At 65.6% G+C, this 21,010-nt stretch carries 16 protein-coding genes and 2 pseudogenes; 9 read left to right on the top strand and 9 right to left on the bottom strand.

Features of this window, described 5'->3' with window-relative positions:
- Window positions 1-240: 240 nt before the first annotated feature.
- Together QJR12_RS13685 and QJR12_RS13680 are read left to right on the top strand one after the other, a co-directional pair.
- Window positions 241-1,182, top strand: coding sequence for a universal stress protein (locus QJR12_RS13685; RefSeq protein WP_300583188.1), 942 nt, complete (start codon window positions 241-243; stop codon window positions 1,180-1,182).
- A 30-nt stretch (window positions 1,183-1,212) separates the two neighbouring features.
- Window positions 1,213-2,509: pseudogene (locus tag QJR12_RS13680) on the top strand (alpha/beta hydrolase).
- A gap of 23 nt (window positions 2,510-2,532) precedes the next feature.
- Here QJR12_RS13680 and ligD read toward each other — a convergent pair.
- Window positions 2,533-3,465 (bottom strand): non-homologous end-joining DNA ligase, encoded by a 933-nt coding sequence (gene ligD / locus QJR12_RS13675; protein WP_300583463.1) that lies wholly within the window; start codon window positions 3,463-3,465, stop codon window positions 2,533-2,535.
- A 390-nt stretch (window positions 3,466-3,855) separates the two neighbouring features.
- Between ligD and QJR12_RS13670 the strand changes: the two genes are divergently transcribed.
- Together QJR12_RS13670 and QJR12_RS13665 are read left to right on the top strand one after the other, a co-directional pair.
- A complete protein-coding gene (locus QJR12_RS13670; RefSeq protein ID WP_300583186.1) occupies window positions 3,856-4,533 on the top strand; it encodes a rhomboid family intramembrane serine protease in 678 nt (225 codons plus the stop codon).
- Window positions 4,518-4,742: a DUF2905 domain-containing protein gene (locus QJR12_RS13665; protein WP_300583184.1), complete on the top strand. Its 225-nt coding sequence runs from the start codon at window positions 4,518-4,520 to the stop codon at window positions 4,740-4,742. The genes QJR12_RS13670 and QJR12_RS13665 overlap by 16 nt, the downstream gene beginning before the upstream one ends.
- A 15-nt stretch (window positions 4,743-4,757) precedes the next feature.
- Here the strand turns inward: QJR12_RS13665 and QJR12_RS13660 are convergent, their stop codons facing one another.
- From QJR12_RS13660 to QJR12_RS13645, 4 genes are all read right to left on the bottom strand, one after another.
- Entirely contained in the window at window positions 4,758-6,104 is a 1,347-nt protein-coding gene (locus QJR12_RS13660) for a nicotinate phosphoribosyltransferase (protein ID WP_300583460.1), read from the bottom strand.
- A gap of 175 nt (window positions 6,105-6,279) precedes the next feature.
- Window positions 6,280-8,511, bottom strand: coding sequence for a heavy metal translocating P-type ATPase (locus QJR12_RS13655; protein WP_300583182.1), 2,232 nt, complete (start codon window positions 8,509-8,511; stop codon window positions 6,280-6,282).
- 246 nt (window positions 8,512-8,757) lie between these two features.
- Window positions 8,758-10,179, bottom strand: coding sequence for a phosphatidylglycerol lysyltransferase domain-containing protein (locus QJR12_RS13650; RefSeq protein ID WP_300583179.1), 1,422 nt, complete (start codon window positions 10,177-10,179; stop codon window positions 8,758-8,760).
- Window positions 10,167-10,361, bottom strand: coding sequence for a hypothetical protein (locus QJR12_RS13645; protein ID WP_300583176.1), 195 nt, complete (start codon window positions 10,359-10,361; stop codon window positions 10,167-10,169). The genes QJR12_RS13650 and QJR12_RS13645 overlap by 13 nt, the downstream gene beginning before the upstream one ends.
- 1,203 nt (window positions 10,362-11,564) lie before the next feature.
- Between QJR12_RS13645 and QJR12_RS13640 the strand changes: the two are divergent.
- Window positions 11,565-12,223: pseudogene (locus QJR12_RS13640) on the top strand (sigma-70 family RNA polymerase sigma factor).
- 61 nt (window positions 12,224-12,284) lie between these two features.
- Here QJR12_RS13640 and QJR12_RS13635 read toward each other — a convergent pair.
- Entirely contained in the window at window positions 12,285-13,211 is a 927-nt protein-coding gene (locus QJR12_RS13635) for a universal stress protein (RefSeq protein ID WP_300583174.1), read from the bottom strand.
- Window positions 13,212-13,478: 267 nt separating this feature from the next.
- On the opposite strand from QJR12_RS13635, the gene QJR12_RS13630 reads away from it, so the two are divergent.
- Window positions 13,479-14,102: a hypothetical protein gene (locus QJR12_RS13630; protein ID WP_300583171.1), complete on the top strand. Its 624-nt coding sequence runs from the start codon at window positions 13,479-13,481 to the stop codon at window positions 14,100-14,102.
- 195 nt (window positions 14,103-14,297) lie between these two features.
- Window positions 14,298-15,149 carry a universal stress protein gene (locus tag QJR12_RS13625; RefSeq protein WP_300583168.1) on the top strand — a complete coding sequence of 284 codons (852 nt, stop codon included), beginning with the start codon at window positions 14,298-14,300 and terminating at the stop codon, window positions 15,147-15,149.
- A gap of 234 nt (window positions 15,150-15,383) precedes the next feature.
- Here QJR12_RS13625 and QJR12_RS13620 read toward each other — a convergent pair whose 3' ends face one another.
- The gene (locus QJR12_RS13620) at window positions 15,384-16,871 is read right to left on the bottom strand and encodes a bifunctional aminoglycoside phosphotransferase/ATP-binding protein (protein WP_300583457.1); all 1,488 of its coding nucleotides are present in this window, start codon (window positions 16,869-16,871) and stop codon (window positions 15,384-15,386) included.
- Between the two features lie 214 nt (window positions 16,872-17,085).
- Here QJR12_RS13620 and QJR12_RS13615 point away from each other — a divergent pair, with 214 nt between their 5' ends.
- The gene (locus tag QJR12_RS13615; RefSeq protein ID WP_300583165.1) at window positions 17,086-18,075 is read left to right on the top strand and encodes an NAD(P)H nitroreductase; all 990 of its coding nucleotides are present in this window, start codon (window positions 17,086-17,088) and stop codon (window positions 18,073-18,075) included.
- A gap of 60 nt (window positions 18,076-18,135) precedes the next feature.
- Here the strand turns inward: QJR12_RS13615 and QJR12_RS13610 are convergent, their stop codons facing one another.
- Complete coding sequence (locus tag QJR12_RS13610) at window positions 18,136-18,615, bottom strand: OsmC family protein (protein ID WP_300583164.1); 480 nt, start codon at window positions 18,613-18,615, stop codon at window positions 18,136-18,138.
- A gap of 276 nt (window positions 18,616-18,891) precedes the next feature.
- Here QJR12_RS13610 and QJR12_RS13605 point away from each other — a divergent pair, with 276 nt between their 5' ends.
- Entirely contained in the window at window positions 18,892-19,533 is a 642-nt protein-coding gene (locus QJR12_RS13605) for a class I SAM-dependent methyltransferase (RefSeq protein ID WP_300583163.1), read from the top strand.
- A gap of 15 nt (window positions 19,534-19,548) precedes the next feature.
- Here QJR12_RS13605 and QJR12_RS13600 read toward each other — a convergent pair whose 3' ends face one another.
- A complete protein-coding gene (locus QJR12_RS13600; protein ID WP_300583160.1) occupies window positions 19,549-20,949 on the bottom strand; it encodes a wax ester/triacylglycerol synthase family O-acyltransferase in 1,401 nt (466 codons plus the stop codon).
- Window positions 20,950-21,010: the final 61 nt, after the last annotated feature.

Here is a 21,010-nt window from a genome sequence, read left to right as displayed (position 1 = left end):
CTGATGGACTCGACGCTATGGCGTCTGACACCGGCACCGATAGTGGCTAAAGTCCTCGCTCGGCCCGTGCTCGGTCGGGCGAACGCGCGGACGCAAAACCCGCAGCCACCTCCGTAGTGCCCTTCGAATCAGGGACCTTTGCCTCCTGACCGGCTGCCGGGGGTCGGCTAACGTCAGTACCACCTGCGGATCGCTGCCGGTGCTGGCACGGTTCGTTTGGCGGCTTAAGGAGGAGACGGGATGTCGCGTCAGCCAGCGCCGCTGGGGATTGTGGCCGGTGTCGATGGTTCACCGTCCTCGACCGCAGCGGTCGGATGGGCGGCGCGAGACGCCGAGATGCGTAATGTGCCGCTCAAGTTGGTGCACGTAGTTCCGCCGCAGGTGGTCGCTCCGGAGGGGTGGACGGAAATTCAGGCGGCTTCAGACTACTGGGAGCGGCGGGAAGCCCAGGCGCGCGAGATCCTCGAGGCGGCCCATAAGCTCGCGGTCGAGGCCACCGCACCGCGTCGGGCATCGGCGGTGACGAGCGAGGTGCGCTACGCCCCGGTCGTGCCCACGCTGGTGGAGCTGTCCCGGGAGGCTGACATGGTCGTGGTGGGTTGCCGCGGTCAGGGCGCGGTGGCCCGGGCTTTGTTGGGATCGGTCAGCTCCGGTCTGGTGCGCCACGCGCACTGCCCGGTTGCGGTGATCCACGATGAGGATGCGCTTAAGGCCAGGTCGCCGCGGGCCCCCGTGGTAGTCGGTATCGACGGCTCACCGGCATCGGAGTTGGCAACCGAGATCGCCTTCGACGAGGCCTCCAGGCGCGGCGTGGACCTGGTGGCGCTGCACGCCTGGAGCGACATGGGTCCGCTCGAGTTCGGCCGCCCCGGTCAGGCGCCAATCGAGTGGGCGGATTTCGAAGTCCGTGAGCAAGAAGTCCTGGCCGAACGTTTGTCGGGGTGGCGGGAACGCTACCCCGATGTTGTCGTGCACAAACTCGTCGTTGCCGACCGGCCGGCGTACCGGCTGCTCGAACAGGCGGACGCGGCTCAGCTGGTGGTGGTGGGCAGCCACGGCCGCGGCGGATTTCCCGGCATGCTCCTGGGTTCGGTGAGCCGGGCGGTCGTGAACTCCGCGCTGATACCGGTGATCGTCGCCCGGGGGCCGCAGGGCGATGGTGGGGCACCCGGCTCGTCATAGCCGGGGCCGAGCGTTTCGTAAGGTGGCCGGGTGCGAAACACTCGGATTAGCCATATCGCTCGTCAAGCAGCGGCGTTGGCGGTCGCCGTGGTGACCGCTGCCGCCACCGTCAACGGGTACCGGCCGCTGGCGCGCTCTGGATACCCGTCGTTGTGGTCGTGGGCGTTCGGACTGGTTGTCACCGAGTTGCCGGTGCAGACACTGGTGAGTCAGCTCGCCGGGCTGGCGCTGACAGCCCGGCGAGCTGACCCGGCCGGTGCGGCTGACCGCATGGTTGGTGGCGGGCCTCTCGGCGCTCGGGCTGCTGAACTTCAGTCGTGCGGGCCACCGGGCGAACGCGGTGCTGACCGCCGCGTTGGACGCCGGCTTGGGGGCCCAGCGCCGCACCGACACGGCGGGTCTGTGGCGCCGGCCGGCCGGCGGCGGCACCGCCACCTCCCCGGGGGTGCTGCGCATGATGCGGATCTATCGGCAGTATGCGCACGACGCCGACATCAGCTACGGCCCGTATGGCCGCGCGAACCACCTGGACATTTGGCGGCGTCCCGATCTGGATCGGACCGGGAAGGCCCCGGTGTTGTTCCAAATCCCCGGCGGAGCCTGGACGGTGGGAAACAAACGCGGCCAGGCCCATCCATTGATGAGTCACCTGGCTGAACTCGGCTGGATCTGTGTGGCGATCAACTACCGGCACAGCCCGCGCAACACCTGGCCGGACCACATCGTCGACGTCAAGCGCGCCCTCGCGTGGGTCAAGGCGCACATCGCCGAGTTCGGCGGCGACCCTGATTTCATTGCCATTACCGGGGGTTCGGCCGGGGGCCATTTGTCGTCGCTGGCGGCGCTGACACCCAACGATCCCCAGTTTCAGCCGGGATTCGAAGACGTCGACACCCGAGTGCATGCCGCCGTGCCGTTCTACGGGGTTTACGACTTCACCGGCTTGCCGGATGCGATGCATCCGATGCTGTTGCCACTGCTGGAGCGAATGGTTGTCAAACAACCCCGCTCGACGAACCTGGAGCAGTATTCGGCGGCGTCACCGGTCAGCCACGTCTGTGCCGATGCTCCGCCGTTTTTCGTGCTGCACGGCCGCAACGACTCGCTGGTTCCCGTCGAGCAGGCGCGCCGCTTTGTGGCCCGGTTGCGCCAAGTCAGTCGGCAGCCCGTCGTGTACGCCGAATTGCCGTTGACCCAGCACGGCTTCGATATCCTGGGTTCGGTCCGCGCGGCACACGCGGCGATTGCCGTTGAGCAGTTCTTGGCCGAGATCTACACAACGTATCACCGGGCGGTGCTACGGCAGCGGAATTCCTCGACGGCCTGACGTACCGGTGCAATGGTCAGCTGTTACTGCGCGGTATCGGGCGTCTCCCTGACGACCTGGCCCGGATCCTTGTCGGTGCGCAGGCCCGTATAGCGGGGATGACGCAGCTTGCCGTCCCGCGTCCACTCGGTAAACCCCACTTGGGCAACCAACTTCGGCGCCACCCAGTGAACGCCGTCCCGGTGGACGCGCCCCCGGGTAAACGGGCAGGTATCCTGCTCGATGGCTGACAGCCGGCGGTACAGGCTGCGTAACGTGGCGGTGTCAAAGCCGGTTCCCACCTTGCCGGCGTAGACGAGGTCGGGCCCCTCGTAGTAGCCGACCAACAGCGCACCCAACCCGACTCGGCTGCCCTTAGGGGCGGTATAGCCGCCGATGACAAATTCCTGATCGCGAACGCACTTGAATTTCAACCAATTCGGTGAGCGTCGGCCCTCGTAGCGCGAATCGGCCAGTTTCGCGATCACCCCCTCATCCCCGCGGCTGCATGCCGTTCGGTAGGCGTTCTCGCCGTCTTGCACCGAATGCGGCGTGTAGCGCAGCGGATCCTGAAACTCAAATGCATCCTGAAGTAACCTATTCCGCCACATCAATGGCAATTGGGTGGTGTTCTTCCCGTCGAGATGGAGCAGGTCGAACAGGTAATAGAACACCGGTATCCCGGCGCCACGGGCCCGCTCGGGATCGGTGATGCCCATGCGGCGCTGCAGCCGCGCGAAGCTGGTGTGCGAGCCCTTAAAGGCGACAATCTCGCCATCGACGACGAACCGAGACACGTGCTGCTCGCGCAGCGCATCGACAAGCTCCGGGTAGGTCTCGTTGAGCTGTTGGCGATTGCGGGACATCATCCGTACCCGTTTGCCGTCGCGGAAGGCCAGGCACCGCTCGCCGTCGAGCTTGGGTTCGAAAATCCATCGCGGATCGGAGAACCGCTTTTCGGTCAGCGTGGCCAGCATCGGATCCCGCCAGGTGGGGACCGGCTCGTCGCGCAACAAGGCGCGCACCGTGTCGGGTAGTCCGGTAATCACGACTATTTGTCCGCCAAGTATTTGTCCGCCAAGCAGAACCTGCGCTACGGATCCGTACTATAGGCTTAAAGCCGTGGTTGATGTGCTGATTCGCCAACCAATCAAGACCCAGCCGGCGGTCTCGCCCGGGCCCAAGCGGGATACGGCCCGGGTAAGCCGCCTCGGCAGCGCGGCCGCGGGTTTCGGCGGCCCGCTCATCGGGTTCTCGGGCCGCCGCGAGCGGCGACACCACGCCATTAGGATGCTTGTCGCGCCGGTTTGTCGGCTCTGCCGATAAATCCGCAGATCGGGGCCCAAATGATCCCGTTCTCCGATGGTATGCCGGCGCGCCGTTTCCCGCTCGTCAACGTCACGCTGATCGTTGCCAACTTCGTGGTTTTTCTCTTCTACGAATCCCCGGACCCCGATGAGGCGATCAGCCACGCGTCGTTTTATCCCTGCGCGGTCACCAACGCCTGCAGCACACCGGAACCGTGGGGAATCGGCTGGATCACCGCGATGTTCTTGCATGCCGGCTGGGATCACATCCTGGGAAACATGCTCTTCCTGGCGATTTTCGGCAAGAACGTCGAAGACGCGATCGGACGGTTTCGCTACCTCGGTTTTTATTTCGCCGGTGGGTTTTTCGCGACGATGACCCAGGCCGCGATGACACTGCTGTTCGGCACCCCGGCCGACGCCCGGGTCCCCACCCTGGGGGCCAGTGGTGCGATAGCCGCCGTGCTGGGTGCCTATTTCGTGTTTTACCCCAATTCATGGATCCGCACGCTAGTGCTGTGGTTTCCGGTCAGCATCCCGGCGTGGTTCTTTTTGGGAGTGTGGTTTCTCTACCAGTTTGTTGAAGGCAATTATGCGTTGGTCCAGGGGAATTCGGGTGGTAGCGGTGTCGCATTCTTCGCTCATGTCGGTGGATTCATTTTCGGCGCCGTCACAGCGGGGAGTCACATCCACACCCGCGGAGTCACGGTGCGGAGGAGCCGATGGTACGGAATGTAGGCCCGTTCATCGTGATGGCGGGAATAGCCGTTGTGGTGGTGGGCATCCTGGTCTGGACGGGCGGGCTGTCGTGGTTCGGTCGCCTTCCCGGTGACATCCGGATCGTGCACGGAAACCTTCGGGTGTATATCCCGATCGTGTCGATGCTTGTGATCTCGGTCGCGGCCAGCGTGGTTCTGTTCTTCGTGCAGTACCTGTTTCGGAGATGATCACGGATCGCCGGTCTATTGCCGAGCGCGCCGCAGTCGTTCGAGTTCGCGGGTGATCGCCGGACTAATGTCCACGCGGTAGAACGATCCGGTGTCTTCCAGCGATCGCAGCTGAGGCGGGAGCGCATCGACCTGCTGGCGCGCCCAGCGTCGCGCCTGCTGCAATCCGGGATCGTGTTGCGCAACACGCCGGCCATTTTTCATGACGGGCACCAGCAGCGGCTCACCGTCAAGCCGTTCGTCGAGTGTGCCGATCGTGTCACCGGTGAAGAATCCCCGATCCAGCCTGCGAAAGACCTGCTTGCGTCCCGGGTAGATCACTTTGCCACTGGAGAGCTTGGTCCGCCCGGAGCCGTCGTATTCCACCAGCTTGTAGGCCATGTCGAGCGCGGGGGCATCGGCGGCGACGACGAGCTTGGTGCCCACCGCGAAAGCGTCGATGGGGCAGCCCTCGTTCGTGAGCGCTGCCACCCGATACTCGTCGAGACCCGAGGAGGCGACGATTTGGACCCGCTGCAACCCCGCCGCGTCGAGTTTGGCGCGGGTGGCCTTCGACAGTGCGCCGAGGTCTCCGGAGTCCAGCCGGACCGCGCTCACCCCGAAGCGGTCGCCCAGCCGCTTCGCCAGCTCGATGACGTGATCGACACCGTCGAGTGTGTCGTAGGTGTCGACGAGTAACGTGGTGCCCGGATAAAGCCGGGCGAACGCGTCAAACGCGCCGCGTTCGTCACCGAACGCCTGAATGAAGCTGTGGGCCATGGTGCCAAAGGGTGGTATCCCGTATCGGCGGGCCGCGAGCAGGTTGGAGGTGCCCGCGATTCCGGCGAGATAGCCGGCGCGCGCGACCTTGAGTGCGGCGTCGGTGCCGTGCGCGCGTCGCGCCCCGAAATCCACCACCATCGCTCCGCGGGCGGCGTGCACCACCCGCGCCGCCTTGCTGGCGATCACGCTCTGCAAGTGAATCTGGTTCACCACAAAGGTCTCGACGAGCTGCGCTTCCAGGATCGGCGCGATAATCTGCACGATCGGCTCGTTCGGAAAAACCACAGTCCCTTCCGGCACCGCCCACACGTCTCCGGTGAAACGAACTTCCGCGAGCCGGCGCAGAAACTCCTCCGTGAACAGCCCCAAACCGCGAAGGTACTCAAGGTCATCGTGCTCGAAGCGAAAATCCTCGAGAAAGTCGAGCACGTCCGACAGGCCGGCGGCCATGACATAGGATCGGCCGGGGGGAAGTTTGCGATAGAACGTTTCAAAGACCGCCGTGCCCGACATGCGTTCGACGAGGTACCCCTGCGCCATCGTGACCTCGTAAAGGTCGGTGAACAGCGCTGAGGTGTGCTGCGACGCCCTGGCGGCCATCACCGGGCGGCTACCATGCACCGGGCCGGATCTTGCCGGCGGGCGGGCAACTCAAATTCTTGACGGCCTTTCCGCCCTGAAGGTGTCTACGTTGGATCGGCATGGCTTTCTATGTTGTCATGCGTGGGGGCGGGGCTGCGCAAGGCGGACCACGGTGTCGCTGGGCGCTCACCCACTATCGGCGCCGCGGGCTGCGCGAATCGCGAAACCGCATCAGCCGCAAGGCATTGGTGACGACGCTGACCGAGGAGAATCCCATCGCCGCGCCCGCAATTATGGGGTTGAGCAGGCCGGCCGCGGCCAAGGGGATAGCGGCCGCGTTGTAGCCCAGCGCCCAGCCCATGTTTTGCCAGATGGTGCGATAGATGCGGCGGGAAAGCCGGATCGCGGTGGGCACACCGGCAAGGTCGCCACGCATCAACGTCAGGTCGGCGGACTCGATGGCCACATCGGTGCCGGTGCCCAGCGCGATGCCGAGGTCGGCTTGGGCCAACGCGGGCGCGTCGTTGACGCCGTCGCCCACCATAGCGACCACCTGGCCGGCCTGTTGCAGCCGCCGGACTTCGGCGCGCTTGTCGGCGGGCAGCACCTCGGCCAGCACGGTGTCGACGCCGACACGGTCGAAGACGGCATGGGCGGTGCGCGCGTTATCACCGGTGATCATCGCGACGGTCAGGCCCATCCGCTTCAGGTCGGCCACCACCTCGGCCGCCCCGTCTTTGAGGGTGTCCGCGACCGCGAGGACCCCGCGCACCGCGCCGTCCCAGCCGGCGAAGACCACGGTTTTGCCGTCGGCTTCCCAGGAGGGCGCGATGTCGGCCAACTCTGCGGGCAGCGTCAACCCGGCCTCGGCAAGCAGAGCGCGCTGGCCGACCCAGACCGCAACCCCGTCGACCTCGCCGCGCACCCCGCGCCCGGCCAGCGCCTCGAACTGCGTGACCTGCGGTAGCTTCTCATTCGCCGCCCGGGCGGCGGCCGCGATGGCCCGGCCGATCGGATGCTCGCTGCCGGCCTCGACCACGCCCGCATACCGCAGCAGCGCCCCGGCGTCCACGCCCTCGGCGCCGCGGACGTCGGTGAGAGTCATCCGGCCCTCGGTGAGAGTACCGGTCTTGTCGAAGAGCACGGTGGTGATGGTGCGGGTGCGCTCCAACACCTCCATCCCCTTGATCAGGATGCCGAGTTTGGCACCGCGCCCGGTGCCGACCATGATCGCGACCGGGGTGGCCAACCCGAGAGAGCAGGGGCACGCGACGATGACCACGGCCACGGCGGCGATCAGCCCCCGCTCCGGATTGGCGGCGATCACCCACCAGCCGGCAAGAGTCGCCACCGCGATCCCGATCACCGTGGGCAAAAAGATCGCCGACACCTTGTCCGCCAGCCGTTGTGCGGCGCCCCTGCCGGAGCGGGCTGCGGCCACCTGCTCCACGATCTGGGCCAGCGCCGTCTGGGCGCCGACCGCGGTGGCCCGAACCGTCAGCACTCCCGAAGTGTTTATGGTCGCGCCGGCCACGGTGTCGCCGACGGTCTTCTCCACCGGCACCGACTCTCCGGTGAGCATCGACTCGTCGACCGCGCTCGCGCCCTCCACAACCACACCGTCGGTGGGGATCTTCTCACCCGGTCGGATGCGCATCAGGTCACCGACCACCAGCTGATCGGCCGGCACCAGCACCTCGGTTCCCGCACGCAGCAGTCGGGCCTGCTTGGCGCCCAGTTCCAGCAGCGAGCGCAAGGCGTTGCCGGCGCGCCGTTTCGCGCGGGCCTCCAGATACCGGCCCAACCCGACGAAAGCGATGATATCGGCGGTGGTCTCGAAGTAGTGATGCCCGCCGACGGCAAGCCCTACGGTGGAATACCCGTAGGCGGTCAGTGTCCCGACCGCCACCAGCGTGTCCATGTTCGCCGCGGCCCGCCGGGCCCGGATCGCTGCCCCTCGCAAAAACGGCCACCCGCCATAGAACAGGATCAGCGTGGCCAACGTGAACTCCACCCAATGCGTCCACGCCCGCTCACACAGCGAACCGGAAAACATCGCCAACCACATGACCACCGCAGCCAGCGGCCACACGATCAGCATTCGCCGCGACCAGGAGCGTTCGACGGTCCGTTCGCCCTCGTCGGCCTCACGCACCTCTTCGGCCACTGTGGACACCGGTGTCAACCGGTAGCCCATTTTCGCCACCGCGTCCAACCACTCGGCGGGGTCCACGTCGTCCCGGGACGGCGTCACATGTGCAGTGCTCGACGCGAAGTTGACCTGCGCCGAGGCCACGCCGGGCTGGCGGCTCAACACCCGCTGCACGCGCACCGCACACGAGTTGCAGTGCATTCCGCCCACCGCGAAATCCAGCGTCCCCGACCGGTTCGCCGTCCCCGTCGTGTCCGTGAACGCCGTCGACATAACTGCCTCAGCTTTCCCGCGCTACCCGAACGTGACAGGCACCCGTGTTCGGCGATATCGCGATATGCGCCGAGCACAGGACAGCGGCCGTAACGTACCCGCGATCGTACCCTCCACTGGCGCCTTGTGAACGCTCATCACACCATCCGGATTTAACACAACAAGTGTTGGCTAAAAGTTGGTTACCCGAACGAGGTTGCGTTCGTGGCGATTCGGTAGCCGTGCCCGCAGGATGGCGGGATGGCCTCAAGCGCTGCCGGTTTCGCATTGGCCGGGTCGCGGCAGATGCCGCCGGCGCGGTAAGAATTCCAGCGACAACAGCACCACAAACGCAATGGGGATGTGCCGCCTGGACACTAGCACGTAGCGGCGCTGCCCGAATGCGTGGAACTTACGCAGGTAGCGATACAGCGACTCCAGCCTGATCAGCGAACGGCCCAGGTGGATCAGCGCGTAGTAGAAATTCTGGACCGGGCTGCGATCGTCGTTGTCAAAGATTTCAGGAAACGCCGCGAACGCCAATGAGACCCGCCGGCCGCCCTGTTTCCTGCAGTGATAGATCATGTCGACGCTAAGCCGCTCGTCGATCCCGTTGGGCGCTCCCGGCCGGCGCCACGGCACATCGAGGGTCACGTCACTGCCCCCACCCGACGTTGCGTATCGCTGGAATCCCTGCACCCGGCCACCTCGGTCCCGTGCGATGATCAGTTTGATGCCGGGGTAGCGCCCCTCGAGTGCGTGGTCGAGAATCATCGAAAACCCGCGCTCGACGTGCGCCCCGCGATGCGAGGCGTACAGCACCTCGGCCAGTTCCGCTGCCAACGCGTCTTCGAGTTCCTGTTCGGCCACGATCTCAGTGGTGATTCCGGCGTTATGCGTGCGCTGCACCGCCTGACGCAGGTTGCGGTATTTCCGCCCAACCATGCTGAAGCGGCCCACATCGATCACCACGTCGCGCCCGATGGGCACCGGCCGCAGCGACTGGCCGATCACGGCGGCGTCTCGCCACAATTCCAACTGCTGCTCGCTGCAGCCCAGAACGACGATGCGCCAGCCTCTACTGTGGCACATCGCCGCGAAGTCGCGGACAAGCTGGGGGAATCGGGTGCGCTGACCGATAGGGTCACCGCTGACGACCGCCAAGCCCAGCCGCGTCCGATAGGCGATCGCCGCACCGCCCTCCGCATCGAAGTAATAGCTTTTCATCGAGTGCATCGCGAACGGGGCCAGGGGATCACCGTGGGTCGCCTCGATTAGCGCCCACACTCTCGGTAATGCGGCCGGGTCCCGCCGTGACGGCATCGGCCAGGTCAGCGCCAGGCCGGCGCCCGCGACCAGCCCGTCGCCGGGCAGCCCAAACGACAGCAGGTGCGCGCCCAGGCCCACCGAAAGCAGCGCTGCCGCGGCGGCGGTGTGGGGAACGGTCACCGGGCGGCCCAACAGGATTCCGCGCGCGGCGAAAATCGCCATTACCGACACCGACAACGACCACATCGGGCGGCTCGCGGTGTGCCAATCGGTGGTGTGATGGTTGCGTGCCAGTACCAGGATCAGCCAGCCGCACCCGCCGGCCAGGACCAGCATGCCCATCCACCGTGCGGGTCGCGAGTCGACGCTGAGCATCATCCGGTCGCCGACGCCGGTTTTGGTCGTGCTTACCTCCTCCATCGCAGCTCCTTACCGGTGACCGGTAGGCAGGGTGCGGTCAACGCCGCACACACGTCCCCTTCGGGGGCAACGATTTCGGCTTGCTTCTCGCGCTCGACCTCGGCTTGGCGGGCCATCGCGCCTCTCATACCGTCGGGCAGTTGGATGTCCTTCAGTTCCACCGGCGTGACCTGTACCCCCATAGACCCATAGAACGGTGGTGGTGTCGAGTATCTGGCAGATGCTGGCGTTGAGATGCTGGCGTTGATTTTCGCCGTCTAAGCCAGCACCCGTCGACCGAATGCCGGCCGACGACGTTGCGCAGAGCGGTCTGCGGGATTTGGTCAAGGGCTCACGGTGACCACTCCGATCTCAGTTGGCCGTTGCACCGACAAAACGCCTGTCGATAACGCTAGGAGTCGCCCTCCCGTCAGTCAGCGGCCAGAAGTCCCCGCTTAGCCGGCCGAAAGACCCACAGACCGTTGGCCGACAGCGTCGGCAAACATCGCCGTCGAGTCACAAGATCATTTTGTGATCTCACAGAATATTTATCTCTACCGACTCCGCGTGGGATTACTGACCATTGAAAACATGGTTCGGCGAGGACGGTCATCAACACGCTGAGAAGTTCCATTAGCTAGCTGGGTCTCAAGCCCGGTTGGCCGCTCGCCCAGCCAATGAACAGTTATCTGAAAATGGTCAGAAAGGAGCTTTCCCATGGCGGGGTTACTTCGATCGCCTGGGCACTCCAGAGTATTGCTAGCTTAATAAGTATTTCCACTGATCGACCGGAATAGTTAGAAGGTAATTGACATGGCTCTTGTTTTTGATCTGCTCTTTTTGGTGTTACTACTTGCCATGCTTCCCTGGTTATTCGACCAGGAAGCTCAGCTGAAGCACAGGGATGGCCACCGAGACTTACGCGGGTGAATCCTAGGTTTCTCGCACCAAAGATAGCACCGTCAAAGAATGCACCTGATAAATTGTTGAGAGAGAAGGAAACCATCGGCGATGATATTAGATCCACAGACCACCAGTGATTTTTGGCTGCATTACATAAATGCCTGGATACGCCTGGATAGCCGGGGGCAAAACGATGCCCAATCAGGCGGCCGCGTCACATAAAGGTTATCTCTGACGACGGTGGTGCTGAAGATTCCCGCGCCGGCGGCCGAGAGGGTTGCCGGCGCGGGAACAGCATCGATGTTGCGGTGATGATGCGACGATTTCATAAGCTTGTCGGGCACGCACGGTGTTGGTCACACCGCTGTTATCGACGAATCTACCTGTTCCCCAATCGAATATCCGTTTCCAATCGGTTACCTGAGCGCAAGGGGAGAGCGGATAGAACGAGCGATCTGTGGCCGTCCGGTGGCACCGCGGCGGAAGGGACTGTGTTTCTCACCATGGCCGATGTCGATGGCGCGACTGGGCCCGAGGTGGCGGAGGGTCCGGAGCCCGCCGGCGCCGAGGAAACCGACGAACAGCTGACGGCGCGTTTCGAGCGTGACGCGATTCCGTTGCTGGACCAGCTCTACGGCGGCGCGTTGCGGATGACGCGCAATCCGGCCGACGCCGAAGATCTGCTTCAGGAGACCATGGTGAAGGCCTATGCGGGTTTCCGGTCCTTTAAGCAGGGCACCAACCTCAAGGCGTGGCTGTATCGGATTTTGACCAACACCTACATCAATAGCTACCGCAAGAAGCAGCGCCAACCACCGGAGTATCCGACCGAGGAGATCACCGATTGGCAGTTGGCGTCCACGGCCGAACACTCCTCCACCGGTTTGCGTTCGGCCGAAATCGAGGCCCTCGAGGCGTTGCCGGACACCGAGATCATTGAGGCGTTGCAGGCATTGCCGGAAGAGTTCCGCATGGCGGTCTATTACGCCGACGTCGAGGGCTTCCCGTACAAGGAGATCGCCGAGATCATGGATACGCCGATCGGGACGGTGATGTCGCGGCTGCACCGTGGCCGGCGCCACAGTTGCGCGGCCTGTTGGCCAATGTGGCCAAGGAGCGGGGCTTCACCCGCGCGAATTCACCCTCGACTGCAGGCAGGTGATCGCCGAGATCTGGACCCTGCTGGACGGCCGAAGTCCGTCTTTCCCGGATGTCGGTCAGCTTCACAAGGCCGCTCGGCCGGTTACGGGGGACCGCGCCACGATCACCGGCACCCGCACGGACTGGACAACCGCGTTGCTGACCGAGCCCAAGAGCGTGCCGGCAACACCGCCGCGACCGTGACTGCCAACAACGACGAGTTGCGCGGATTCGGATTTCTCGACGAGCACCCGGGCCGGCCGATCACAAACCAGAATCCGATGCACCGTTACGTCGGGATAGCGTTCTTGCCAACCGGCCAGCCGTTCGGCCAGACTGCGTTCCTCCTCCGCCTTCACCGCTGTCCAGTCCAACCCCGGGAGTTCGAAGATCTCGACGTCGCTCCACGCGTGCACGGCTATGAGCTCGACGTCGCGACGCGAGGCCTCATCGAACGCGATCGCCGTCGCCAGCTCGGAAGCCGGTGAGCCGTCAATCCCCAGCAGCACCGGAGCCTGCGCGACATCCGGCGTTGATGGCTGCTCATCGCGAATGACCGCAACGGGGCAGTGAGCGTTACGCACCAGGCTCGCACTGACCGAACCGAGCAAGCCACGGGCCAATGCCCCGTGACCCGAGCTGCCCACGGCCATCATTTCGGTGTCTTTGGACAAATCAACCAGCGTCGGAACGGTGGGCGAAAACATCAATTCGCTTTTGATCTCGATCGGGCGGCTGCTCTTTGGAGCGTTTTGGGTCTTCGCAGCCTCATGGGCTATCTTGAGCGCATCGGCCAGGATCCGGCGGCCCTCGTTTTCCTGCCATACCGCATATCCCTCAGTCGCCGAGACCTGCGGCCACGGCGGATTGACGGGACTCGCCACGTAAACGATGGTTAACGGAAGGCGACGTATGGTCGCGTCTCGTGCCGCCCAAGCGACGGCGGCGTTGGACGCAGGCGATCCGTCGACGCCGACGACGATCCCGTGCTCTTTGATCCCTGCTGGCATTGCGTTCTCTCCTTCGCTCACCCGGGAACGCTAACCCACGCCGAGTCGCCGATCATGGGGCATTGGTCCCCAACCCGATGGACGTAGGACCGCTGCGAATGATTTCGGGGGGAGAGCGAGACGCGCGGATAATTTGTTGAGTTGCCCAGATGTTCGCCAGGGATCGACCGGCAGAATCGGGAGCATGGGCCCGAATCACCGCCGTCTTGGCGGCGAGCTGAGATCTAGTTCAGCCAGGATGGGAGGCGGTCGGATATGGCAACCAAAATGACCAGGCGGACGGTCCTTGTGGTGCTCAGCACCGCGGGGGCGGGCCTGTTTGGTGGATACATCCTGCGCAGCCTCGTGGGAACACCCGCCGGCCGTGCACAAGGCCCGGGTTTCGGCGGCGCGGGGAGCATGGACATGAGCAAATACATGAACATGTTCATGCGGCACAATGAACTCCGGCGCACCGTCGAAGACATCCCCGGCGGTGTCCGCGCCACCACCGAATCCGACTCTCCCGACCTCGCCGCCGAAGTGCAGGCGCACGTCTCATCGATGTATTCCCATCTCGACCAGGGCACGGAGGTGACCTGCATGAGTTCGAGCCTGCCCACCTTGTTCCACCGGGCTCCCGAGTATCACCGTCAGGTCACCTTCACCCCCAAGGGGGTGGTGGTCGAGGAAACCGCGAGCGATCCCGATCTCATCGACGCTATCCGTGCTCATGCCCGCGAAGTCACCGACTTCGTCGTCGAGGGGATGCCGGCGAGGATGAGAGGCATGATGGGCCCGGGGATGATGGGCCCGGGCGGCATGGGGCCGGGCATGATGGGCCCGGGTGGCATGGGCCCGGGCGGCATGGGGCCGGGCATGATGGGCCCGGGTGGCATGGGCCCGGGCTGAGCAGCTGCACAGCGCAACGCCGGATGTGTGCTCTGGCCTGAAAGGGGAGACACAATGCCGCGGGATTCCCTCGAGGACCATCACCGCCGAATCAGGGTCGAACGACCCTGTGGGAACGCCGGGCGGCCCGGATAGTTTGCGGATTGCAACGGAAACCTCGGGCGGAGGTTCAGCAGGCCGAATCGGGAGCATGCGATGAGCCGGGCGCAATCAGCAGGGCGGTCGATCGTGGTGGGCATCGACGGTTCGGACACCGCGATCAACGCAGCCAAATGGGCGGTGCCCGAGGCAATCAGCCGCGACATTCCGCTGCGCCTGGTTTATGTCACCCGCGGCGAGCAGCTGGGAGCACCCACCGCGGGCCTCGACCTGGATACTCAACACGCGGAAAGCGCATTGCGCGCCGCGGCCGCCGCGGTGCAGGCCTTGGGCACCGAGGTCAAGGTCGAAACCGCCGTGGTGCACGGGTCACCTGAACAGGTGCTGATCGATGAATCACGGGACGCGGCAATGATGTGCGTGGGATCGGTGGGAATCGGACTCCTGGCCCAGATGGTGCTCGGCTCGACCGCCGGTGCGCTGGCCCAGAAGGCCCACTGCCCGGTAGCGATCATCCGTCCGGACCACGATGTCGGGCGGTCAGACTCCGGCTGGATCGCGGTCGTCGTGAACGATTCACCCGACAACGATGCGGTGCTCGAGCAGGGGTTCCGCGAGGCACGGCTGCGCAACGCCCCGATATTGGCGCTGGGAGTTTGGCGGTTGGGGGTGGGTGAAATCCCCTACGGCCCACTGAACCGCCGCCTGGGCCGCTGGGTGGATCGATATCGCGAGATACACGTCCGTCCGGCTGCCGCACGCGCCGGCGCGGCGGAATTCCTCGCCCGCACCCAAGAACCCGTCCAACTGGCTGTCGTGGGCGCCGCCGAGGCACATGAGGTGGCCCGGATCGTGGGTCCGGTCGGCGAGCCGCTGTTCGGCCGCTGCGCAACGTGTTCGGTGCTGGTGGTCCGCGGCTCAACGGCAGCGGTCGCAACTTCGGGCTAGCGAGCGTGGGTCGGTACCGGGTCACGCGTCGCGCGGGTGCGGCGACGGACCTGGAAATGTTCGGGCCTGGCTTGCTCACACGCCGGGTGAAATGTAGGCGCGAAAGTGCAGCCAGCGACACGTTGCCCAAGTAATCCCGTCGCCACCGGCACTCTCGCGTCACACCCGATGATCACCCTCGCCACCCCGCCACAGACCAGGTTGGCGATACCGACCCACGCTCCTAGGCAGGGTCTAATACGTGTTGCGCCACAGTATTTCGGCCTCATCGAGGCTATCGGTTAAGGCCTGGCCGGTGTCGATGGGGTGCGCGGTGTCCCAAGCGTCGTCGCGGACCGCGAGCCTCCTGGCAATTTGCGGTGTCGCTTGCGAGGCACCCGGCGGCCTGGCCTGCACCCGGTCAACCGCCACATCCACCGAGGTCCAGCAGACGATTTCCAGCAGTGCCGACGAGGTTTGGGCGGCCAGTTCGCGGGCCAGACGGCGTTGGCGGGGATCGCGCCAGGTACCGTCCAGGATCACCGGGTGCCCGCCGGTCAGCAGGGCACGTGCCCGCCGGATCACCTCGTGGTAGACAGCGGCGACGTTGTCCGGGTGATACAGGCCGGCATCGAGGACGCCGGCCTCGCCGGCGATCGCGCCGTGCTCGTGCAGTTCACGTCGCACGTCGTCGGTGGAAATCACCTCGGCGCCAACCCGGTCGGCGAGCCCGTGGGCGAGGGTGGTCTTGCCGGTTCCGGGCGGGCCGCCGATGAGGGCCAATCGCACCGCGCCTGCCCTGAGGTGTTGCAATGCGAGCGACAGGTGGCGGGACGCATCGGCGGCGGCGGCGTGGTTTCCCTGCTCGAATCGCACACAGTCGACCTTGGAGCGCACCACCGCCCGGTAGGCGATGTAGAAGTGCTTCAGTGAGTCCGGCGCGAGGTCGTCGGCCACCTGGCTGTAGGTATCCAGGAAGTAGTCGGCGAGGTCTTGGCGTCCGAGAAACTCCAAGTCCATCGCCAGAAACGCCGCGTCGTCGATACGGTCGACGTAGCGCAGCCGATCGTCGAAATCCAGGCAATCCAACAGCACCGGCCCGTCGGGCATGCAGAAGATGTCGTCGGCCAGTAGGTCGCCGTGCCCGTCGACGATGCGTTTGTCGGTGATGCGTTGACCGAACAATGCGGTGCGGCCCGCGATGTACCCTCTGGCCAGGGTTTCGACGTGCCCGATCAACGTGGTCGGCACCGCCGGTTCGCCGAAGCGTCTCAGCTCGGCGAGGTTTTCCTCCCAGCGAGCGCTGATCGCGCCGACCTTGCCTTGCGAGTCGACGGCCCGGGTGTGCTGCGCGCGATTGTGAAAGACCGCCAGCACTTCCGCGATATCAGCCAGCTCGCGGCGCAATGGGGCGCCGTTTTTGACCAGCGTGGCCAGCCGACGCGCGTCGGGATAGCGACGCATCACGACAACCGGCTCAGCGGGGCCACCGGTGGGGTCGCTCAGGTGTGCGACGCCCAGGTAGCTCTCCGGCGCCAGTCGGCTGTTGGCCACAACCTCGCGGGCGCATGCCCGCTCACGGCGGTCGGCGGTGCTGAAATCCAGGAAGTCGGTTTTCACCGGTTTTTTCACCTTGTACGCCCTGTCCCCGACCAGCACCACCAGCCCGGTGTGGGTCTCGTGAACCTCGGCGTATGGGCTCATCGTTTCCGCTGACCCATCGCCGGCGTGACCGGTGGTCATGGTGTCCGGTTCCATGACTTGATCCTGTGCCGGCGCGGCCGCCGAGCGTAGCGACCGAGGGTCACCCTCGCCGCGGTGAAGGTCACTACTTGCCAGGGCCGAAGGTCCCTGTCCCCCGGTGGACCGATTGCGGCGCGGCCGGGACCAATGGCTCTACCGGAGCCCCGCGCCTTCATTAGGGTCGATCTCACATCCAGGTTTCTCAGAGAGTGACATGCCCCAGACAACGCCGGACATCGAGGTTATCAAGAAGGCGCTGCTGCTGGCGTGCCGGGCACCGTCGATCCACAACAGCCAGCCATGGCATTGGGTGTCCGAAGGCGCGGTGCTGAATCTGTTCGTCGATCGTCGCCGATGGGTGCGCGGGACGGATCGCTCCGGCCGGGAGGCGATTATCAGCTGCGGGGCCGTGCTGGATCACCTTCGCATCGCCATGGCGGCCGCCGGCTGGCGGGCGACCATCAACCGCTTTCCCAACCCGGATGATCCGGATCATTTGGCGGTGATCGAATTCAGCCCACTCGACGTCGTCACGGCCACTCAGCGCAAGTGCGCGGAGGCGATTCTGCAACGGCGCACCGACCGGCTTCCGCTGGGCCGTCCGGCGCACTGGGCATCGTTCGAACCGGTGCTGCGTCGCAGCGTAGCCGGCAGCGTGGCGATGCTCGACGTGCTCGGCGATGAGGTGCGGCCGCAACTGGCGAAAGCCTCGGAGCTCACTGCCGCGCTGCGCCGCGACGATGCCTCCTACCATGCGGAACTGCAGTGGTGGACATCGTCTTTCGCGTTGTCCGCGGGTATCCCACCGGACGCGCTGGCATCGGAAACGGAACAACAGCGGGTCGATGTGGCACGGGATTTCCCGGCCCGCGGCCATGCCGATCGTCGACCGGAGATGCCGGTGGATTGGGCGATGATTCTGGTGTTGTCCACCGCGGAGGATACCCGCGCCGAGGTGTTGGGGTGCGGTGAGGCTTTGTCCACCGTATTGCTGGAATGCACGATGGCCGGCATGGCGACCTGCACGCTGACTCACCTGATCGAAGTGGACGCCAGTCGTGAGCTGGTGCGCGGGCTTATCGGTGAACGCGCCCAACCGCAGGTGTTGATCCGTGTCGGCATCGCACCGCCCATGGAAAACTTGCCGGCGGCAACGCCGCGATTGCCGCTTGACGAGGTGCTGGAGATCCGTTCGCCACGCTAAGAGTGGTCGAACAATTCCCGGTGAGGCCCGTGGGCACCCTTGAACAGGGCATGGCGGCTTTTAGCCGGTCGGATCCGTCGAGGACGGTCGCACCTGAACGTCGACGTCGATGCCGTTTCGTACGCTTTGCGTGACCACGCAATAGTCCTCGAATAGCTCCAGGCAGCGACGCACCCGACCGCCATCCGGGTCATCGACTTGCGGCTCGATCTGCACCCGGAGACCGCCAATCCGAAGCCTGCCGGCCTCGCTGCGGGTCAGGGAAACGGTGACCGTGGTTCGCATCCGGTGGACCGGAACCCGGGCCCTGTTCAGGCAGAATAGCGCGCTGGCCGAAAGGCAGTTTCCCACCGCCGCAGCCAGCACCCGCGACGCGTTCGGCCCGGCCTGCTCGCCCAGCGGCGCGGGCTCATCCATGATCAGGGGTGACACCCCGGGCAGGCCGAAGTCGACGTGAAACCGGTAGCCATCCGCTAGCTCCATGGTGACGGTTGCGTCGCTTTCCTTGTTCACCGCGTCGGTGGCGGGCTGGTTCACCACGACTTTCCCTCCTCGTCATCTCGACACCCCTGGGGGTATGTGCGTTGAGCGTACCGGCGACCGGCAACGTCTCCGACAAGTATCGGCAGCTGGGCCGCCGGCGCGAGCTTTTCCCGGGATTCGCGGGGAGCGCCCGGTTGGCGGTCGAGAAGCGATCCGGAAAGCGGGATACCCGCTCGGGTATGCTGGCGGCGATTTCGGCTGCCTGGGCCGGAAGGACACTTCTGGTGGTTTCGCGCGGTGGTCCAACGCGCGCCGGCGGGATGGGAGCAACGAATGGACGCGGAGGCCTGGAACTCCCGCTACCGCGACGCCGAGCTGCTGTGGGGAGCGCAGCCCAACACCTTCGTGGTTGCCGAACTGACGGCCGCGCCCCCGGGCCGGGCGCTGGATGTGGCCTGCGGCGAAGGCCGGAACGCGATCTGGCTGGCCAGCCACGGCTGGCAGGTGATCGGTGTCGACTTTTCGGCGGTGGGACTGGAGCGGGCGGAGCAGCTGGCCAGCCGTGCCGGGGTCGAGCAGCGGGTCAGTTTCCGGCTCGCCGATGTGGTGTCCGATCCGCTGCCGACCGGCCCGTTCGACGCGGTGATCGTCGCTTACTTGCAGTTGGCGCCAGGTCCGCGCCGGGTGGTGCTGCGCAAAGCGGCTGCCGCCGTCGGCACGGGCGGCACGCTGCTGGTGGTGGGCCACGACAGCACCAACCTCGCCGAGGGGATCGGCGGACCACAGGATCCTGCCGTGTTGTTCTCGCCGGCGGAGGTGCTCGCCGATCTCGCGGGTCTCGACGGCCTCGTGGTGGAAAAGGCAGAGCGGGTCCGCCGCCCTGTTCCGGGCGCCGAGCGGGACGCGATTGACGCCCTGGTGCGGTTGCGGCGCGAACCGCAGCCGAAGCGGAGCCGCCGGCGGCCGACCGGGTGAGTGGGGAGGGGCGCGTTACACGCCACCGGTTTTGCGTCGGGGTGTGTGCCGACGGGTCGGGCTGAGCGCCGTCAGCTGCGCAACCCCGTGCTCGATCCCCGCCGCGAGCGCATCGATATCGGGGGCGGTGTCGTAGTCGGCGGTGATGCCGAACACGAAGCTGTCCGCATAGCTGGCCATCGCGATACCGGTTCGCAAACCAAGGGCGATCGGCGGTATCGGAAGCACTTCCAGCACCTCGCGGCCCATCACGTGTTGGCGGCGGCGGGGGCCGGGAACGTTGGTGGCCAAAGCAACGACGGCACGTTGCGGAAGGCGGGTCAAAAGCCGAACCGCCCACGCCGACAAGGCGAACGGGATGGCGTTAGCCGCCGAGACGATTACCCTGCCGGCTTCGCGCTGGCCGCTGGCTTTGGCTTTCGCCAACCGGGAATGTACCAGCTCCAACTGCCGTACCGGGTCGGCCTCATCGACGGGAAGCAGCGCCAGCATGGCCGAGGCCCGGTTATCGGTTACCGCAAGGTCCTGCGCCGACCGAACCGACACCGGAACGAATGTCCGCAGCGAATCGTGGCGCGGCCGCTCACCGCGGTTGAGCAGAATGGCACGGTAGCTGGCGGTGATCGCCGCCAGCGCCACGTCATTGAGTGTCACATCGAAGGCCCGGGAGACCTTTTGCATGTCGGCGAGCCTGACCCGGGCCGCGCTGTAGCGGCGCATCGTGCTCACCGGGCCGGTCAGCGACGATTCGGGCGGCGAACTCAGCAGGCCCGCCGTCAGCTCGGCCGCGCCTTCGGCGGCGTGTTCCACCGCGGCCGCCGTGGTGACCACGGTGTGCCAGGTGCTGCCCAGCCAGCTCAGCGGGTGGGGGCTAATCCGGGGCGGGTGCGATGCCGGCCGCGCCGGCTCCCTGGCGGCGCGAATGTCCCGCGCGAACGTTTCACCCCCACCCTCATCGCTGAACTTCCCCAGAATCTGTGCCGTGGCGATGCCGTCGGCGATGCAGTGATGGAGTTTCATCAAGACGGCCCACCGGTTACCGGCGAGCCCTTCGATGACCCAGCATTCCCAGAGCGGACGTTCGCGATCGAGCCGATGCTGCATAACGGCGGCGATCAGCCGGAATAGTTCGCCGTCGTCGCCGGGATCCGGAAGCGCGGCCCGGTGTACGTGGTGCGAAATGTCAAAGCGCGGGTCGGGTACCCATTCGGGCGGGCTCAGGTCGAGCGGATGGGTGCGCAGCATTTGGGTGAGTCGCGGAACCGTCTGCACTCGCCCGGAAAACCCGGAGACCACTTCGTCGTAGCGCGGTGGCGGTCCCGCCAGAATCGACACGGCGCCAATCGCGAGGCTCACATGCGGATCGGAGTCCTCGGCCTCCAGGAAGCTGGCTTCCAGCGCCGACAAATGCTCCACCGGCTCACTATGCGCCCCCGATCGGGGGCGTGATCAGGGCCGGAAGTCCCCGTGTCATGGG

The sequence above is a fragment of the Mycobacterium sp. genome, from assembly GCF_029961025.1.
Taxonomy (GTDB): Bacteria; Actinomycetota; Actinomycetes; order Mycobacteriales; family Mycobacteriaceae; genus Mycobacterium.
Note: the sequence above shows the minus strand (reverse complement) of the source record. Positions and strands in the feature narration are given on the sequence as shown.

Excerpts from the sequence above, each read along its gene's own strand:
- QJR12_RS13645 (WP_300583176.1), bottom strand. The coding sequence starts at position 10,361 with ATGGGGGTACAGGTCACGCCGGTGGAACTGAAGGACATCCAACTGCCC.
- QJR12_RS13630 (WP_300583171.1), top strand. The coding sequence starts at position 13,479 with ATGACCAGGCGGACGGTCCTTGTGGTGCTCAGCACCGCGGGGGCGGGC.
- QJR12_RS13660 (WP_300583460.1), bottom strand. The coding sequence starts at position 6,104 with ATGGCCGCCAGGGCGTCGCAGCACACCTCAGCGCTGTTCACCGACCTT.
- QJR12_RS13665 (WP_300583184.1), top strand. The coding sequence starts at position 4,518 with ATGGTACGGAATGTAGGCCCGTTCATCGTGATGGCGGGAATAGCCGTT.
- QJR12_RS13625 (WP_300583168.1), top strand. The coding sequence starts at position 14,298 with ATGAGCCGGGCGCAATCAGCAGGGCGGTCGATCGTGGTGGGCATCGAC.
- QJR12_RS13685 (WP_300583188.1), top strand. The coding sequence starts at position 241 with ATGTCGCGTCAGCCAGCGCCGCTGGGGATTGTGGCCGGTGTCGATGGT.
- QJR12_RS13615 (WP_300583165.1), top strand. The coding sequence starts at position 17,086 with ATGCCCCAGACAACGCCGGACATCGAGGTTATCAAGAAGGCGCTGCTG.
- QJR12_RS13605 (WP_300583163.1), top strand. The coding sequence starts at position 18,892 with ATGGACGCGGAGGCCTGGAACTCCCGCTACCGCGACGCCGAGCTGCTG.
- QJR12_RS13635 (WP_300583174.1), bottom strand. The coding sequence starts at position 13,211 with ATGCCAGCAGGGATCAAAGAGCACGGGATCGTCGTCGGCGTCGACGGA.
- QJR12_RS13670 (WP_300583186.1), top strand. The coding sequence starts at position 3,856 with ATGCCGGCGCGCCGTTTCCCGCTCGTCAACGTCACGCTGATCGTTGCC.
- QJR12_RS13620 (WP_300583457.1), bottom strand. The coding sequence starts at position 16,871 with ATGACCACCGGTCACGCCGGCGATGGGTCAGCGGAAACGATGAGCCCA.
- QJR12_RS13650 (WP_300583179.1), bottom strand. The coding sequence starts at position 10,179 with ATGGAGGAGGTAAGCACGACCAAAACCGGCGTCGGCGACCGGATGATG.
- QJR12_RS13655 (WP_300583182.1), bottom strand. The coding sequence starts at position 8,511 with ATGTCGACGGCGTTCACGGACACGACGGGGACGGCGAACCGGTCGGGG.
- ligD (WP_300583463.1), bottom strand. The coding sequence starts at position 3,465 with ATGCTGGCCACGCTGACCGAAAAGCGGTTCTCCGATCCGCGATGGATT.